This is a genomic window from Thermomonas sp. (assembly GCF_029945965.1).
Lineage (GTDB): Bacteria > Pseudomonadota > Gammaproteobacteria > Xanthomonadales > Xanthomonadaceae > Thermomonas.
Map to the genome: position 1 here is coordinate 246,312 of NZ_JAQSDO010000006.1, position 14,385 is coordinate 260,696.

Here is a 14,385-nt window from a genome sequence, read left to right on the forward strand (position 1 = left end):
ATCAAGAACTTGTAATGATGGTGTGAAGGCGCGAGACTGCGTCCATGAAGCGGGTCGCCACATTCCTGTTGTTGGGCTGCGCGCTGTTGGCAATGCCGGCAGCGAACGCCATTGCCGGCAATGTCTACCGCTGCGATACCGGCGACGGCAGCACCACCTACTCCAACAAGCGGATCAGTGGCGCCAGCTGCAAGCTGGTCGGCAGCTACAAGTCACAGCGCACCAAGCCCCGGGCACGCGTGGCGACGGTGTACCCGCCGAAAGCTGCGGCCATGGGCAATGCAACGCCGCCGGCGACAATTGCGGGATCGCCGGTCACCGCCAGCATTCCGGTCACGCGATCCACGGCCGTCGCGGCCACTCCTGCGCAAGTTGCATCGAGCGCTGGTCCGCGCCTGATCCGCGGGCAGGTGTATTCCTACGTCAAGGGTGGAATCCGCAACTACACGAGCGCCCGTCCCAAGGGCGCCGCCGGCATCAGCGGACTGCGCACGATCCAGTACAGCTACATGGAAACCTGCTACGCCTGCGGTGCCAAGCCGGGCGTGAGTTTCGCCAGCGTGCGCCTGAATACCGCGGCCTACCAGGCAGAAATAGCCACTGCGGCGCGCGAATACGGGGTCGACGAGGCCATCGTCCGCGCGATCATCCATGCCGAATCCGCGTTCAACCCCAACGCGCTGTCGCGGGTGGGCGCGCAAGGCCTGATGCAACTTATGCCGGCCACCGCGCGCCGGTTCGGGGTCAGCGATGCGTTTGATGCCTCCCAGAACATCAGCGGCGGCGTGAAGTACCTGTCCTGGCTGCTCAAGCGATTCAACGGCAACCTGACCTTGGCCGCGGCGGGTTACAACGCGGGTGAGGGCGCGGTCGACAAGTACAGCGGCGTACCCCCGTACAGTGAGACCCAGCGCTATGTGCAGCGGGTTGGGTTGCTGGCGGAGCGCTATCGCGGGACCTTGGCCGCGCGCTGATCCGGGTGTTCCGCGTGAATGCGGATTGTCGGTTCGTTAAGGCTTCCGTTACACTTCCCCGTCTTTGCGGCATGTCCCCGTGCGTGAGCGCGGTGCGGCAGTCCGTAGCCTTGATTTCATTTCGGAGTGCGGGATGACCAACGAAGAGGTCAACACCGGCCGGCGCAGGTTCCTGACCGCGACCACGGCAGTGGTGGGTGCGGTCGGAGCCGGGTTCGTCGCGGTGCCTTTCATCAAGTCGTGGAGTCCAAGTGCGCGGGCGCGCTTCGCCGGTGCGCCGGTGACCGTGGACATCAGTGCGCTGCCGGAAGGCGCGCAACTGGTGCTTAACTGGCGTGGCCAGCCGATCTACATAGCACGCCGTACCCCGGCCATGCTCGATGTGATGAAAACTCTCGACAGCACACTGGCCGATCCGAATTCGTCCAATGTCGACCAGCAACCGGCCTACGCGCAGAACCCGACCCGTTCGATCAAGCCGGAGATCGCGGTGCTGGTCGGGGTCTGCACCCATCTGGGGTGCGCCCCTGAGTTCCTGCCGGAAGTTAAGCCGGAACCGTTCGACCCAAACTGGAAGGGCGGTTATTTCTGCCCCTGCCACAAGTCGCGTTACGACCTCGCCGGTCGCGTGTTGAAGGGGCAGCCAGCCCCTGCCAACCTGCCCGTGCCGCCGTACCACTTCCAGGACGACAACACCGTGGTCATCGGCGTTGATCCCGCTTCCACCCGTAGCGCGGGAGCCGCATAAGCCATGGCAAACAAGATCACCCGTACAGCAACCGGCGCCGCAACTACTGTGGCGGACTGGGTCAATGCGCGCGCACCGGCGCTGATGCCGATGTACCGCAAGCACATGACCGAGTACTACGCGCCGAAGAACTTCAACATCTGGTACATCTTCGGCGTCCTCGCCACGGTTGCGATTGCCAACCAGATCATCACCGGCATCTTCCTGACCATGCACTTCAAGCCGAGCGTGGCGGAAGCGTTTGGCTCGATCGAATACATCATGCGCGACGTGGAGTGGGGCTGGCTGATCCGCTACATGCACAGCACCGGCGCATCATTGCTCTTCGTGGTGATTTACCTGCACATGTTCCGCGGGCTGATGTATGGCAGCTACCAGAAGCCACGCGAACTGGTCTGGCTGTTGGGCATGGTGATCTACCTGGTGCTGATGGCTGAAGCCTTCATGGGCTACGTGCTGCCGTGGGGCCAGATGTCCTACTGGGGCGCCAAGGTGATCATTTCGCTGTTCGGTGCGATCCCGGTAATTGGTACCGGCCTGACCGAATGGATCATGGGCGACTTCAATCCGGGTGACGCCACCCTCAACCGGTTCTTCGCGCTGCACGTCATCGCAATGCCGTTGGTGCTGTTGCTGTTGATCGTCCTGCACCTGGGTGCACTGCACGAAGTCGGGTCCAACAACCCCGATGGCGTCGAAATCAAGAAGGGCCCCAAGGGCAACCGCTGGTCGCCAAGTGCGCCCGCGGACGGCGTGCCATTCCACCCGTACTATACGGTCAAGGACACGTTCTACGTCGGCATCTTCCTGATCATCGCCGCCTTCATCATCTTCTTCGCGCCGACCTTCGGCGGCTGGTTCCTGGAGCATGACAACTTCACCGTCGCCAACCCGCTGGTGACCCCGGCGCACATCAAGCCGGTGTGGTACTTCACCCCGTACTACGCGATGTTGCGGGTGATCCCCTCGTTCTTCGGGATCAAGCTGTGGGGCGTGATTGTGATGTTCGGCGCCATCGTGATGCTGTTCCTGGTGCCGTGGCTGGACAAGTCGCCGGTCAAGTCCTACCGCTATCGCGGAATGCTGAGCTGGGCGATGCTGCTGATGTTCGCGACCTGTTTCCTGTGGCTGGCAAAGATTGGTGCCGGCCCGGGCACGGACCCGGTCGAGGCCATCATCGGCCGCGTGCTGACCTTCCTCTATTTCGCCTTCTTCATCACCATGCCGGTATGGACCAAGCTCGACAGGACCAAGCCGGTGCCGGAACGGGTGACGATGCATGACTAAGAATTTCGCCTCCCGCGCCGCGGTGTTCGCCGCTGGCCTGCTGATCTCGCTGACCGCACTGGCCAGTGAAACCGCAGGCCTGCAGCAATCGGGTGCCGACCTCGACGACCAGGCCTCACTGCAGCGTGGTGCCCAGCTGTACATGAACTACTGCAGCGGCTGCCATTCGCTGCAATACCTGCGCTATGCCCGCATCGGCGAGGACCTCGGCCTGACCGAGGACCAGGTGCAGGCCAACTTGAATCTCAACGGCGGCAAGATCGGCGACCACGTGATTTCGCCGATGACCGAGGCGATGGGCGTGGCCGCGTTCGGCAAGGCGCCGCCGGATCTGAGCGTGATCGCGCGGGTGCGCGGCAGCGACTGGATCTACACCTACCTCAAGTCGTTCTACCTGGACGAAAGCCGCCCGGTAGGCTGGAACAACAAGCTGTTCGCCAACGCCTCGATGCCAAATCCGTTGTGGGAGCTGCAAGGCCTGCAACAGCCGGTGCATGGTGAGAAGAACGCATTCGGCGAAACGCCGGTCGAAGGCTTCACGCTGTCGCAGCCGGGCAGCCAGGATGCCGCCCAGTTCGACCAGACCGTGCGCGACATCACCGCATTCCTGGAATACGCAGGTGAGCCCGCGGCGCTGAAGCGCCAGAGCATCGGCGTCTGGGTCATCCTGTTCCTGGCGTTGTTCACTTTCATCGCTTGGTTGTTGAAGACGGAATACTGGCGGGACGTTCACTGACGCAGCGGGGCTTCACGCAGCAACGGGAACGACGCTTGGCGGCCTCCTGCATCGTGCAGGTGGCGCAAGTGCGGCTGGCGGGGGCTGGCTGCAGGAGTTGTTCTGATGATGGCTGTGAGTCCACGCATGCGTAACGCCCTGACCCTGTTTTCCTCGGTCGATGACGTCCTCTGCCACCGCGTCCGCCTGGTGCTGGCCGCCAAGGGCGTGACCTACGACATGATTGCGGTCGATCCGCAGAATCCGCCGGAAGACCTGATCGACCTCAATCCGTACCACTCGGTGCCGACCCTGGTCGAGCGCGATCTGGTGCTGTACGCGGCGTCGGTGGTCAGCGAGTACCTCGACGAACGCTATCCGCATCCTCCGCTGATGCCGGTCGATCCACTCTCGCGCGCACGCTTGCGACTGGCGATGCTGCGCATCGAGCACGACTGGGTGCCGCAGGTACAGGCCATCCAGCTGGGCAACAAGCAGCAGGCTGATGCCGGGCGCAAGCGCCTGAAGGAACTGCTGACCGCCTCGGTGCCGCTGTTCAAGGCATTCAAGTTTTTCCTCAACACCGAAATGAGCCTGGCCGATTGTGCGATGGCACCGATCATTTGGCGCCTGCGTTCGCTGGGCGTGCCATTGCCGAAGGATGGCAAGGCGATCGAGGACTACGGCAACCGCATCTTCCGCAATCCCGGGTTCATCCGCAGCCTGACCGAGCAGGAAAAGACCCTGCACGACATGCCCGTTTGATGGTCGTCTGAGATGGGCGAAGACACCCTGCAGATGAGCAGCCAGCGCCCGTACCTGTTGCGGGCACTGTACGAATGGATCGCCGATAACGGCATGACCCCGCATGTGCTGGTCAATGCCGCCATGTCCGGCGTGCGGGTGCCGATGCATGCAGTGAAGGACGGCCGCATCGTGCTCAATATCGCCGAGCGTGCGGTCGCCAAGCTTGAGCTGGGTAATGATGTGTTGCGCTTCACCGCCCGCTTTGCTGGCGTGAGCCAGGTCGTCAGCGTGCCATTGGAGGCGGTGATCGCCATCTATGCGCGGGAAACCGGGCAGGGCATGGCGTTGCCGGAAGAGGCGCATGCCGATACCACCTCTTCGGCAGCATCCGCGCCTGTTGCAGTCGAATCGGATGCGGGTGATCCGCAACTGGTGGAAGACGGCAACGACGATAATGGCTCCGACCGCCCGAGCGAGCCACCCAAGCGCGGCAGCCACCTGCGGATCGTGAAGTAGTAGCGCCCTTCAGGGCGCGATTCGTGGCTCTATCGCGCCGTAAACGGTGCTCCTACAGGACCGGGTGGGCTTCGGTCGCGCCGTAAACCGCGCTCCTACTGCAGCGGAAACGCCTGCACCACTGCCTGCGCGGCCCGGCTGGGCCCGCTGAAACCGACCAGTCGCTGGCCCTGCAACACTACCCGGCCGATACGGCGGTTCTGGCCATCGTCGGAATATTCGAAGCGGAAACTGCGCTCGATCCCGAGCCAGCCATCGTCGTTCCGGCGCAGGCGCATGCCGATTGCGTGTACCGACTCGTCCAGCCACTGCACGCCCGCCGCATGGCAGGCGTCACGGCCGATTTCAGCGGCGCGTTCAGCGGCGCCGCGCGCGCTGCTGAAGAAAAAGAACGCAGCAGCGCCGACGATCATCAGGATCAGCAAGGTAGGCATCGGCTTACTGTGGTGGCGAGTTCGCGTAAGCGCAAGAGCCGGGTCACTCGCCCGGCGGCAGGCCAAGCTTCAGCGAAAAATCGATGGCATGGATATGCTTGGTCAGCGCGCCGATCGAGATGCAGTCCACGCCGTCCCCGGCAATTGCACGCACCGTGTCCAAATCCACCCCGCCGGACACTTCCAGCGGGATCGCTCCATTGAACGGAGCAGCATGGGCGATGCGCACCGCTTCGCGACGCGTATCGGCATCGAAATCGTCGATCAGCACGCGTGTACAACCCGTTCGCAGGGCTTCGCGCAACTGAGCCAGCGTCTCCACTTCCACGATCAGCGGTAGTTCCGGATGCAGCGCGCGCGCGCGCTTGATGGCTGCGGACACTGATCCGAACGCACGGATGTGGTTTTCCTTGAGCATCATCGCGTCGAACAGGCCGATCCGGTGGTTCATGCCACCTCCGACGCGCACCGCGTATTTCTGAGCAAAACGAAGACCGGGTATGGTCTTGCGGGTATCGAGGATCCGCGTGCCGGTGCCACGTACCGCGTCGACATAGGCTGCAGTCACGGTTGCAGTGCCGCTCAGCGTCTGCAGGAAATTCAGCGATGCGCGCTCGGCGGTGACCAGGCTGCGATTCCGGCCGACGAGTGTCGCTGCCACCGTGCCCTTTGCAAGCCGGTCGCCTTCCTCGCAATGCCAGTCGATGCGCACATCCGAATCCAGCGCGCGGTGACAGGCGTCGAACCACGGCCGCCCGGCGACTACGCAATTTTCCTTGCACAGCAGATAGGCATGGTCCGGTGCATCGTCCAGCAGACTGGCCGTGGCATCGCCGCTGCCAATGTCCTCGGCCAGCGCGGTGGCTACATCAGCCTCGATCAATTCATTCGGTGGTGGCGCAACGCCTGCGCTCATGTTTTCGGGAAGCCCTCGACCTGCGCGGTTGCGATGCCTTCCTCGACCAACAGCACCGGAATGCCATCGTCGATCCGATACACGGTCTTGCGGTCGCGGGTGAGCAGCGCTTCGCGCAGGGGCTCGGACTGCGCGGTGTCATCCGCGCGGCGGATGTTGCCGGCCGCAATCGCGTGGTTCAACGCGTCCATGCCGGCCGCATCCAGCATGGCAAGTGGCTGCCGCGAAGCGGGGCAGGCCAGGATGTCCAGGAGTTTGCGATCCATGTCGATTCCGCTCGGCTATGCCGATAAGGGATGGGGATCGGTAGAATAGCGTTTTAGCGCCGGACACAGCCATGCCAGTCACGCCAGCAATGGACACGCCCCTGATCGGCATCGTGATGGGCTCGCGCTCCGATTGGGAGACAATGCAGCACGCCGCCGAAAAACTTGAGTCGCTGGGCGTGCCGCACGAAGTGCGTGTAGTGTCCGCGCATCGCACGCCGGATGTGTTGTTTGAATACGCCGCAAGCGCGCAGTTGCGTGGCCTGCGCGCGATCATCGCCGGTGCCGGCGGGGCCGCGCATTTGCCGGGCATGCTGGCGGCCAAGACCGTGGTGCCGGTGCTCGGCGTGCCGGTGCAGAGCAAAGTGTTGAACGGGATGGACTCGCTGCTGTCGATCGTGCAGATGCCGGCCGGGATCCCGGTTGCGACCTTCGCCATCGGCAATGCAGGCGCCGCCAATGCGGCGCTGTTCGCAGCGGCATTGCTGGCGCATGACCATGCCGATATCGCACAAGCACTGGCGGAGTTTCGCAAGCGCCAGACCGACGATGTCGCCCGCAACGACGACCCCCGTAAATAAGACGACGTGTCGATGACAACCGTAGGCATTCTTGGTGGTGGCCAACTGGCCCGGATGATGGCGCTTGCCGGTGCGCCGCTGGGCCTGCGTTTTCTGGTTCTCGATAGCGCGGCTGATGCCTGCGCTGGCCAGTTCGCGCCGATGGTCGTCGGCGATTACACCGACCAGGCTGCACTGGCCGAATTCGCGTCGCGGGTCGATGTGGCCACGTTCGATTTCGAGAACGTGCCCGCCGAATCCGCGAGCTGGCTCACCGAGCGCGTGCCGGTATTCCCGATCCCGCGCGCGCTCGCAGTGGCGCAGGACCGGCTGGCGGAAAAGACCCTGTTCCGCGAACTCGACATACCGGTGCCGCCGTTTGCGGCGATTGCCAGCCGTGAACAGCTTGACGCCGCGGTCGCTGAAATCGGTTTGCCCTGCATCGTCAAGACGCGCCGATTGGGTTACGACGGCAAGGGCCAGTTCCGGATCAAGTCGGTAGCCGACATCGACGCCGCATGGCAGGCGCTGGGCACACAGGCCGAAAGCGTCGGCCTGATCGTGGAAGCGTTCGTGGCCTTTGAACGCGAGCTCAGCGTGGTCGCCGTGCGTGGTCGCGACGGCGAATTCCGCGCATGGCCGCTGACCGAGAACTGGCATGTCGATGGCGTGCTGTCGGCCAGCTTGGCGCCCGCAACAGTTGATGCTGCCTTGAACGAGACGGCATTGGCTTACGCACGTCGACTGGGCGAAGCGCTGGATTACGTGGGTGTGCTCGCGCTGGAATTGTTCTGCAAGGATGGCCAATTGTTGGCGAATGAACTCGCCCCGCGCGTGCACAACTCCGGTCACTGGACGATCGAAGGCAGCGAGACCTCGCAGTTCCAGAACCACCTGCGCGCCGTGCTCGGCATTCCACTGGGCAGCACGCGCATGCTCGGCCATGCCTGCATGCTCAACTGGATCGGCGCGATGCCGGATGCAGGTCCGGTGCTGATTGAGCCCGGTGGCCACTGGCACGACTACGGCAAGCAGCCGCGCGACGGTCGCAAGGTTGGGCACGCGACCTTGCGTTCAGATACCACGCATGAACTGGCTGCCACGCTCGGCCGAGTCGGTGTGGCGCTTGAACGTCAGGCGCAGGTCGCGCCGGTGATTCAGGCGCTGCGCTGAGGCCTCCTGCTCCCTCCCCCGCTTGCGGGGGAGGGCTGGGGTGGGGGCAAGCCTACCGCGCTATCGGACAGCCCCATCCGCCTTCGGCACCTTCCCCCGCAGGCGGGGGAAGGAAGCACAAACAAAAACGACCGAATCGCTCCGGCCGTTTTCATATCAGCGGATGCAGTCCGCTTACTTCAGGTTGCTGGCGACGAAATCCCAGTTCACCAGGTTCCAGAACGCCTCGACGTACTTCGGTCGCGCGTTGCGATAGTCGATGTAATAGGCGTGTTCCCAAACGTCGCAGGTCAGCAGTGGGGTGTCCTCGCCGGTCAGCGGGGTGGCCGCGTTCGGCGTGCTGGCCAGGGCCAGTGAACCGTCGGCGCGTTGCACCAGCCAGCCCCAGCCTGAGCCGAAGGTCTTGACCGCGGTGTCGCTGAACTGTTCCTTGAACTTGGTGAAGTCGCCGAATGTGGTGTTGATCGCATCGGCCAGCTTGCCGGTGGGCTCGCCGCCGCCATTGGGTGACAGGCAGTTCCAATAGAACGTGTGGTTCCAGACCTGTGCGGCATTGTTGAACATGCCGCCCTGCGACTTGCGGATGATGTCCTCCAGCGACATGTCGGCGAACTCGGTGCCTTCGATCATCTTGTTGAGGTTGGTCACGTAGGCCTGGTGATGCTTGCCGTAGTGGAAGTCGATGGTCTCACCGGAAATATGCGGTTCAAGCGCGGTGCGGTCGTAGGGCAGGGCGGGCAATTCGATGGCCATGACGAGACTCCTGGAGAAAGTGGGAAGGGACGTGCGGAATGCATGTGGCGAGATACGGCCTCAGCCGCGCAAACACTTACAATGGGGGATTCTAATCCCAGGCCCGTTGTCGCCGAGTCAAGGCCGGCGGCGGGCCGCTCGCTCCAGGAGCTAAACCCGATGTCCGTTGAAGACCGTATCCGGGCCGAAATAGAAGGCCATTCCGTCGTCCTGTTCATGAAGGGCACCCCGCAATTCCCGATGTGCGGCTTCTCCAGCCGCGCGGTGCAGGTGCTGAAGGCCGCAGGCGCGCAACTGCATACGGTCAACGTACTGGAAGAAGCCGAAGTCCGTGCCAACCTGCCGCGTTATTCCGACTGGCCGACGTTCCCGCAGCTGTTCATCGGCGGCGAATTGATCGGTGGTTGCGACATCACCGTCGAGCTTTCCGAATCCGGCGAGCTCGCTCGTCTGGTTGCGGATGCGCAGAAGGCGTGAGCGACGCCGCGTCCTGGCAGGGTCGATCCTTGCAAGATCGCGTGATCCTGGTCACCGGTGCTGCCGGGGGACTGGGCTCGGCCTCGGCGATTGCCTGTGCGCAGGCCGGCGCGACCGTGGTCCTGCTTGGACGCAAGGTCGCAACCCTTAACCGGGTGTACGACGCGATCAAAGTGGTCGGTGCCGAGCCATTGCTGTATCCGCTGGATCTGGAAGGCGCTTCGCCCGACGACCATGCCGAGCTCGCTCAGCGCATCGAAGCCGAACTTGGCCGCCTCGATGGCCTGCTGCACTGCGCGGCCGAGTTCAAGGGCCTGACCCCGCTGCTACATACCGATCCAGCCGACTTCGCGCGCGCGATCCATGTCGGCCTGACCGCCCGCTGGTGGTTGACCCAGGCCTGCCTGCCGTTGCTGGCGAAGGCCGATGCCGGGGCGGTCGTGTTTGCCCTGGATGATCCGGAGCGTACGAGCGGTGCTTTCTGGGGTGGGTATGGTCTTGCCCAGCAGGTGCAGGCGACATTGGTGGCGATGCTGCAGGCCGAACTCGGCGAGCACGGCCCGCGGATCTCGGGGCTGCAACCCGGGCCGATGCGCACGCCATTGCGCGCGCGCGCGTTCCAGCCGAATACCGACATGAAGGCGCGGCCCGCCAGCAATTACGCGGCGGCCTGCGTCGAGTTGCTGTCTGCTGCCGGCGCCGGCCGGCGTGGCCATATTGTGGATGCCATGGAATCGGCTGTGGTGTCGGCACGATGACCGTCACTTCCGCCGCCATCCTGCTGTTCCTGATCCTGGATCCGCTGGGCAATATCCCGGTGTTCCTGGGCCTGCTGAAGGGACTGCCTGCCGCGCGCCAGCGCATCGTGATCGTGCGCGAGCTATTGATCGCGCTGGCCGTGCTGCTGATGTTCCTGTGGGGTGGCCGTTACGCGCTGGAGTTGATGCACCTGCGTCAGGAATCGCTGTCGATCGCCGGCGGCATCATCCTGTTCATCATCGGGCTGCGGATGATCTTCCCGTCCCCACATGGACTGATGGGCGACCTCCCTGACGGCGAGCCTTTCATCGTGCCAATGGCCATACCGATGATCGCCGGCCCTTCCGGCATGGCCGCGGTCATGCTGCTGGGCAGCCAGGATTCGGGGCGGATGTGGGATTGGACGCTGGCGTTGGTCGTGGCTTGGGCCATCACCGCGACGATTCTGTTCTCCGCCACTTATCTGGAACGCTGGTTGGGTACGCGCGTGTTGATCGCGATCGAGCGGCTGATGGGCATGGTGATCGTGGCCATCTCGGTGCAGATGCTGATGGATGGCGTGGTCAGCTTCCTGCGTGTAGTCAGCTGATAGCCAACCTGACACTCCTCCGGAGCTGTCGAATGGTCATCTGTGATCGGCTTCGTGTTGCTGTCATGACACAGTCACTTCCGGTTTCTAAAGTGTTAAACTTTGGTGAACCCATCCGGAATCGCATGGGTCGGGGTTTCCAAAAGATTTGCCGACTCCCGTCGCGAGGCGGACGTGTGGGCCTATGCCGTACACACGTCCGTCGTTAATTCATCTGATTACTGAGGTTACGAACATGACTCATCCGAACCGCGTCCGGCTGTCGAAGCTGTCGCTGGGATTGATGGTCGCGCTTGCCGCGGCTCCCGTTTTTGCACAGAACACCACCGCCGGTGTTGGCGGCCAGGTCATGGGTGTGGATAACCAGCCCGTTGCAGGCGCCGAGGTCACCATCACCCACGTTGATTCCGGCACCGTCAGCCGCATCACCACCGACGCCAATGGTCGCTACAGCGCCCGTGGCTTGCGCGTTGGCGGCCCGTACACGATCACCATCAACAAGGCCGGTGCTGGTAGCGATACCGAAGAGAACGTGTTCCTGACCCTGGCCCAGAACAACACGGTTGATGCCAAGCTCAACAATGACGTCACCACCCTGGGCACCGTGCAGGCCGTGGCCAGCGCCGGCACCAGCGTGTTCAGCGCCAGCAAGATGGGCTCGGGCACCAGCGTTGACCGCCTGACCATCGAAGCGCTGCCGTCGGCAAACGACAATATCCAGGATTACATCCGCCTCGATCCGCGCGTGAGCTTCGTCGACCGCGCTTCGGGCACGATCACCGCCGGCGGCCAGAACCCGCGCTACAACAACATCCGCATCGATGGCGTGTCCGCCAGCGACACCTTTGGCCTGGAAGGCAACAACCTGCCGACCAAGCGCCAGCCGGTCTCGATGGAAGCCATCGAAGCGCTGAACATCGACCTGGCCAACTACGACGTTGCCATTTCCGGTGCAACCGGTGCGGTGGTCGACGCGGTCACGAAGTCGGGCACCAACAACTTCCACGGATCGCTGTTCGGCAAGTACCGCGATGGCAACTGGTTCGGCAAGGATCCAAACGGCAAGGCGTTCAACGGCTTCACCAAGGAAACCGACTACGGCTTTACCTTGGGCGGACCGATCATGAAAGACAAGCTGTTCTTCTTTGTCAACTACGACAAGTACGTGCAGTCCGCCCCCGGCGCCGACCTGGCTGGCAGCCCGTTCGGCAAGTCGCCGCAGACCATCACCCAGGCCAATGTTGATCGTGCGGTCTCGATCGCCAACGGCTACGGCTTCGATGCGGGTAACTTCGACTCCACCGGCGACCTTGAGCTTGAGGAATACGCACTCAAGCTCGACTGGAACATCACTGACGCGCATCGCGCGAGCTTCCGCTACAGCCACTTGGACCAGACCAAGCTGCGCATCAACGGCCTCAACAGCAGCCAGCTCAGCCTGAACTCCTATTGGTACCAGCACGACAAGGCGATCGACAGCTATGTCGGCCAGTTGTTCAGCGACTGGAGTGATAATTTCTCGACCGAGTTCAAGGTGTCCTACCGCGACTACTCCGCGATCCGCACCACCCCGGGCACCGCGCCGAGCGTACGCATCTATTTCGGCGGTACGCCGACTGCGCCGTCGGGGGACTCGCTGTTCCTCGGCACCGAAACCAACTCACAGGCCAATGAGCTCTATACCAAGACATGGAATGCCTTCGGTGCCGGCACCTGGACCAGTGGCAGCCATGACGTGAAGTTCGGCTTTGACTGGTCGAGCAACGAGATCTACAACATCTACGCCCCGTCCACCCTGGGTGTATACGAGTTCGCCAACCTCGACAAGTTCGCGCTCGGTGAGTGGTACCGCTACAACATCCGCACCCCGCAGCTTGGCCTGGGCATCGATTCGCTGGCTGCCGACTACACCTACAAGAATCTTGGCCTGTTCGTGCAGGACCAGTGGTACGTCAACAGCAACCTGACCCTGACCTTCGGCTTGCGCGGTGACAAGGCTTCGACCAACCGCGATCCCGCCTACAACGCGCTGGCGCAGCAGGTGTTCGGCTATGACAACAGCAATTTAGGCATTGGCAGTTGGTTGCTGCAGCCGCGCTTTGGCTTCAACTACACCTTCGACAGCGAACGCCAGATGCAGTTGCGTGGTGGTATCGGCCTGTTCATGGGTGACTCGCCGCAGGTCTGGCTGAGCAATGCCTACAACACCACAGGCTTCAACTACATCAACTACAACCCGTCCACCTATACCCCGGACCTGAAGTTCCGTGGTGACGGCCACAACCAGCCGATCCCATCGGCGGCCGGTTCGCAGACCCAGAACGTCAATTTCGTCTCGGACAAGTTCGAGCAGCCGTCGGTGTGGAAGGCCAACCTTGCATTTGATACCGAGACCGGCTTCATGAACACCGTCTTCTCGGCCGAAGTGCTGCTGACCGAAGTCAACAAGGCGCTGTACTACAAGCAGCTGAGCTTGGGCACGCCGACCGCGATTGGTCCTGACGGGCGCGAGCTGTATTACAACCCGGCACTATTCGGCAAGGCGTGGAGCACCAGCTCCAGCAATGTCCGTTTCAACCGTGACAAGCGCTTCGATACCGTCTATCTGCTGGATTCGAGTAGCCTCGGCGGCAGCCAGCAGTTGACCGTGTCGCTGAGCAAGCCTTGGACCAACGACAGCGACTGGTCGTGGGTCATGGGCTACACCTACACCCACGCCACCGAAGCCAGCGGCCTGACCAGCTCGACCGCCAATTCGGGGTACAACTACACGCTGCGGTTCCAGGGCAACGAAGAAGTCGAATCGCGCTCGCGTTATGAAATCAAGGACCGCGTGACCGGACAGCTGACCTGGAAGCACAACTTCTTCGGCAACTACCGCACGCAAGTGGGCATGGTGTACGAAGGTCGCAGCGGCCGTCCGTTCAGCTACACCTACTTCAATGATTTCAACGGCGACGGTCGTTCGGCCAATGACCTGTTCTATGTGCCTGCCGGCCCGGGCGATGTGCTGTTTGGTACGCTTAGCAGCGCCGGCGTGTTCACGCCTGATGCCAACATGGAAACCAGCTTCAACCAGTGGCTGGGCGACCAAGAGGTCCTCCAGCAGTTCAAGGGCAAGTACGCTCCGGCCAACATCGGGCGCGCTGCATGGGTCAACACCGTTGACCTGCGCATCAGCCAGGAACTGCCGGGCTTCTTCAAGGGCCACAAGTCCGAGCTTTATCTCGATATCCAGAACTTCGGCAACCTGCTGAACAAGAACTGGGGCGAGATCCAGGACTACGGCTTCTTCGCCACGCAGCGCGTGTTGTCTTCGCAGGGCATCTACAACGGCAAGTATGTGTACAACTACCGCGGCGCGGACACCCCGAACGTTGCCAACGGCGACTCGGATAGCTTCAACACCGGTGTGTCGCAGTGGTCGGTGCAGGTGGGCTTCAAATACAAGTTCTGATCGAAAGACCAGGA

The 14,385-nt window shown here is 62.7% G+C and carries 16 protein-coding genes; 12 read left to right on the top strand and 4 right to left on the bottom strand.

The window, feature by feature from the left end; all coding sequences use genetic code 11:
- Positions 1-44: 44 nt before the first annotated feature.
- The 6 genes from PSV05_RS02455 to PSV05_RS02480 all read left to right on the top strand — a co-directional run bounded on the left by PSV05_RS02455 (position 45) and on the right by PSV05_RS02480 (position 4,987).
- Complete coding sequence (locus tag PSV05_RS02455) at positions 45-974, top strand: lytic transglycosylase domain-containing protein (protein WP_300060932.1); 930 nt, start codon at positions 45-47, stop codon at positions 972-974.
- 133 nt (positions 975-1,107) lie between these two features.
- Positions 1,108-1,722 (top strand): ubiquinol-cytochrome c reductase iron-sulfur subunit, encoded by a 615-nt coding sequence (gene petA, locus PSV05_RS02460; protein ID WP_300060934.1) that lies wholly within the window; start codon positions 1,108-1,110, stop codon positions 1,720-1,722.
- Between the two features lie 3 nt (positions 1,723-1,725).
- On the top strand, positions 1,726-3,009 hold the full coding sequence (locus tag PSV05_RS02465; protein WP_300060936.1) for a cytochrome bc complex cytochrome b subunit: 1,284 nt from the start codon (positions 1,726-1,728) through the stop codon (positions 3,007-3,009).
- The gene (locus PSV05_RS02470; RefSeq protein WP_300060938.1) at positions 3,002-3,745 is read left to right on the top strand and encodes a cytochrome c1; all 744 of its coding nucleotides are present in this window, start codon (positions 3,002-3,004) and stop codon (positions 3,743-3,745) included. The genes PSV05_RS02465 and PSV05_RS02470 overlap by 8 nt, the downstream gene beginning before the upstream one ends.
- Before the next feature lie 108 nt (positions 3,746-3,853).
- Positions 3,854-4,489 carry a glutathione S-transferase N-terminal domain-containing protein gene (locus tag PSV05_RS02475; protein ID WP_300060940.1) on the top strand — a complete coding sequence of 212 codons (636 nt, stop codon included), beginning with the start codon at positions 3,854-3,856 and terminating at the stop codon, positions 4,487-4,489.
- Between the two features lie 12 nt (positions 4,490-4,501).
- Complete coding sequence (locus PSV05_RS02480) at positions 4,502-4,987, top strand: ClpXP protease specificity-enhancing factor (protein WP_300060942.1); 486 nt, start codon at positions 4,502-4,504, stop codon at positions 4,985-4,987.
- 95 nt (positions 4,988-5,082) lie between these two features.
- Here the strand turns inward: PSV05_RS02480 and PSV05_RS02485 are convergent, their stop codons facing one another.
- The 3 genes from PSV05_RS02485 to PSV05_RS02495 are packed head-to-tail and all read right to left on the bottom strand — an operon-like array spanning position 5,083 to position 6,603.
- A complete protein-coding gene (locus tag PSV05_RS02485) occupies positions 5,083-5,421 on the bottom strand; it encodes a DUF3301 domain-containing protein (protein WP_300060944.1) in 339 nt (112 codons plus the stop codon).
- A gap of 43 nt (positions 5,422-5,464) precedes the next feature.
- Positions 5,465-6,337, bottom strand: a complete 873-nt coding sequence (gene nadC / locus PSV05_RS02490) for a carboxylating nicotinate-nucleotide diphosphorylase (protein WP_300060946.1) — start codon at positions 6,335-6,337, stop codon at positions 5,465-5,467.
- The gene (locus PSV05_RS02495) at positions 6,334-6,603 is read right to left on the bottom strand and encodes a Trm112 family protein (RefSeq protein ID WP_300060948.1); all 270 of its coding nucleotides are present in this window, start codon (positions 6,601-6,603) and stop codon (positions 6,334-6,336) included. Before PSV05_RS02495 ends, nadC begins: the two co-directional genes overlap by 4 nt.
- A gap of 89 nt (positions 6,604-6,692) precedes the next feature.
- Between PSV05_RS02495 and purE the strand changes: the two genes are divergently transcribed.
- Complete coding sequence (gene purE / locus PSV05_RS02500) at positions 6,693-7,184, top strand: 5-(carboxyamino)imidazole ribonucleotide mutase (RefSeq protein WP_300061354.1); 492 nt, start codon at positions 6,693-6,695, stop codon at positions 7,182-7,184.
- Positions 7,185-7,196: 12 nt separating this feature from the next.
- Positions 7,197-8,336, top strand: coding sequence for a 5-(carboxyamino)imidazole ribonucleotide synthase (locus PSV05_RS02505; RefSeq protein WP_300060950.1), 1,140 nt, complete (start codon positions 7,197-7,199; stop codon positions 8,334-8,336).
- Between the two features lie 174 nt (positions 8,337-8,510).
- Here the strand turns inward: PSV05_RS02505 and sodB are convergent, their stop codons facing one another.
- Positions 8,511-9,089 carry a superoxide dismutase [Fe] gene (gene sodB, locus PSV05_RS02510; protein ID WP_300060951.1) on the bottom strand — a complete coding sequence of 193 codons (579 nt, stop codon included), beginning with the start codon at positions 9,087-9,089 and terminating at the stop codon, positions 8,511-8,513.
- A gap of 159 nt (positions 9,090-9,248) precedes the next feature.
- On the opposite strand from sodB, the gene grxD reads away from it, so the two are divergent.
- The 4 genes from grxD (at position 9,249) to PSV05_RS02530 (ending at position 14,371) form a co-directional block, all read left to right on the top strand.
- Entirely contained in the window at positions 9,249-9,566 is a 318-nt protein-coding gene (gene grxD / locus PSV05_RS02515; protein ID WP_300060953.1) for a Grx4 family monothiol glutaredoxin, read from the top strand.
- Positions 9,563-10,324, top strand: coding sequence for an SDR family NAD(P)-dependent oxidoreductase (locus PSV05_RS02520; protein ID WP_300060955.1), 762 nt, complete (start codon positions 9,563-9,565; stop codon positions 10,322-10,324). The genes grxD and PSV05_RS02520 overlap by 4 nt, the downstream gene beginning before the upstream one ends.
- Positions 10,321-10,914, top strand: a complete 594-nt coding sequence (locus tag PSV05_RS02525; protein WP_300060957.1) for a MarC family protein — start codon at positions 10,321-10,323, stop codon at positions 10,912-10,914. The genes PSV05_RS02520 and PSV05_RS02525 overlap by 4 nt, the downstream gene beginning before the upstream one ends.
- Before the next feature lie 235 nt (positions 10,915-11,149).
- Entirely contained in the window at positions 11,150-14,371 is a 3,222-nt protein-coding gene (locus PSV05_RS02530) for a TonB-dependent receptor (RefSeq protein ID WP_300060959.1), read from the top strand.
- The last annotated feature ends 14 nt before the right edge of the window (positions 14,372-14,385 follow it).

What these genes read in the sequence shown, in the direction of transcription:
- PSV05_RS02455 (WP_300060932.1), top strand. Translation starts at nt 45, where the DNA reads ATGAAGCGGGTCGCCACATTCCTGTTGTTGGGCTGCGCGCTGTTGGCA.
- petA (WP_300060934.1), top strand. Translation starts at nt 1,108, where the DNA reads ATGACCAACGAAGAGGTCAACACCGGCCGGCGCAGGTTCCTGACCGCG.
- PSV05_RS02465 (WP_300060936.1), top strand. Translation starts at nt 1,726, where the DNA reads ATGGCAAACAAGATCACCCGTACAGCAACCGGCGCCGCAACTACTGTG.
- PSV05_RS02470 (WP_300060938.1), top strand. Translation starts at nt 3,002, where the DNA reads ATGACTAAGAATTTCGCCTCCCGCGCCGCGGTGTTCGCCGCTGGCCTG.
- PSV05_RS02475 (WP_300060940.1), top strand. Translation starts at nt 3,854, where the DNA reads ATGGCTGTGAGTCCACGCATGCGTAACGCCCTGACCCTGTTTTCCTCG.
- PSV05_RS02480 (WP_300060942.1), top strand. Translation starts at nt 4,502, where the DNA reads ATGGGCGAAGACACCCTGCAGATGAGCAGCCAGCGCCCGTACCTGTTG.
- PSV05_RS02485 (WP_300060944.1), bottom strand. Translation starts at nt 5,421, where the DNA reads ATGCCTACCTTGCTGATCCTGATGATCGTCGGCGCTGCTGCGTTCTTT.
- nadC (WP_300060946.1), bottom strand. Translation starts at nt 6,337, where the DNA reads ATGAGCGCAGGCGTTGCGCCACCACCGAATGAATTGATCGAGGCTGAT.
- PSV05_RS02495 (WP_300060948.1), bottom strand. Translation starts at nt 6,603, where the DNA reads ATGGATCGCAAACTCCTGGACATCCTGGCCTGCCCCGCTTCGCGGCAG.
- purE (WP_300061354.1), top strand. Translation starts at nt 6,693, where the DNA reads ATGGACACGCCCCTGATCGGCATCGTGATGGGCTCGCGCTCCGATTGG.
- PSV05_RS02505 (WP_300060950.1), top strand. Translation starts at nt 7,197, where the DNA reads ATGACAACCGTAGGCATTCTTGGTGGTGGCCAACTGGCCCGGATGATG.
- sodB (WP_300060951.1), bottom strand. Translation starts at nt 9,089, where the DNA reads ATGGCCATCGAATTGCCCGCCCTGCCCTACGACCGCACCGCGCTTGAA.
- grxD (WP_300060953.1), top strand. Translation starts at nt 9,249, where the DNA reads ATGTCCGTTGAAGACCGTATCCGGGCCGAAATAGAAGGCCATTCCGTC.
- PSV05_RS02525 (WP_300060957.1), top strand. Translation starts at nt 10,321, where the DNA reads ATGACCGTCACTTCCGCCGCCATCCTGCTGTTCCTGATCCTGGATCCG.
- PSV05_RS02530 (WP_300060959.1), top strand. Translation starts at nt 11,150, where the DNA reads ATGACTCATCCGAACCGCGTCCGGCTGTCGAAGCTGTCGCTGGGATTG.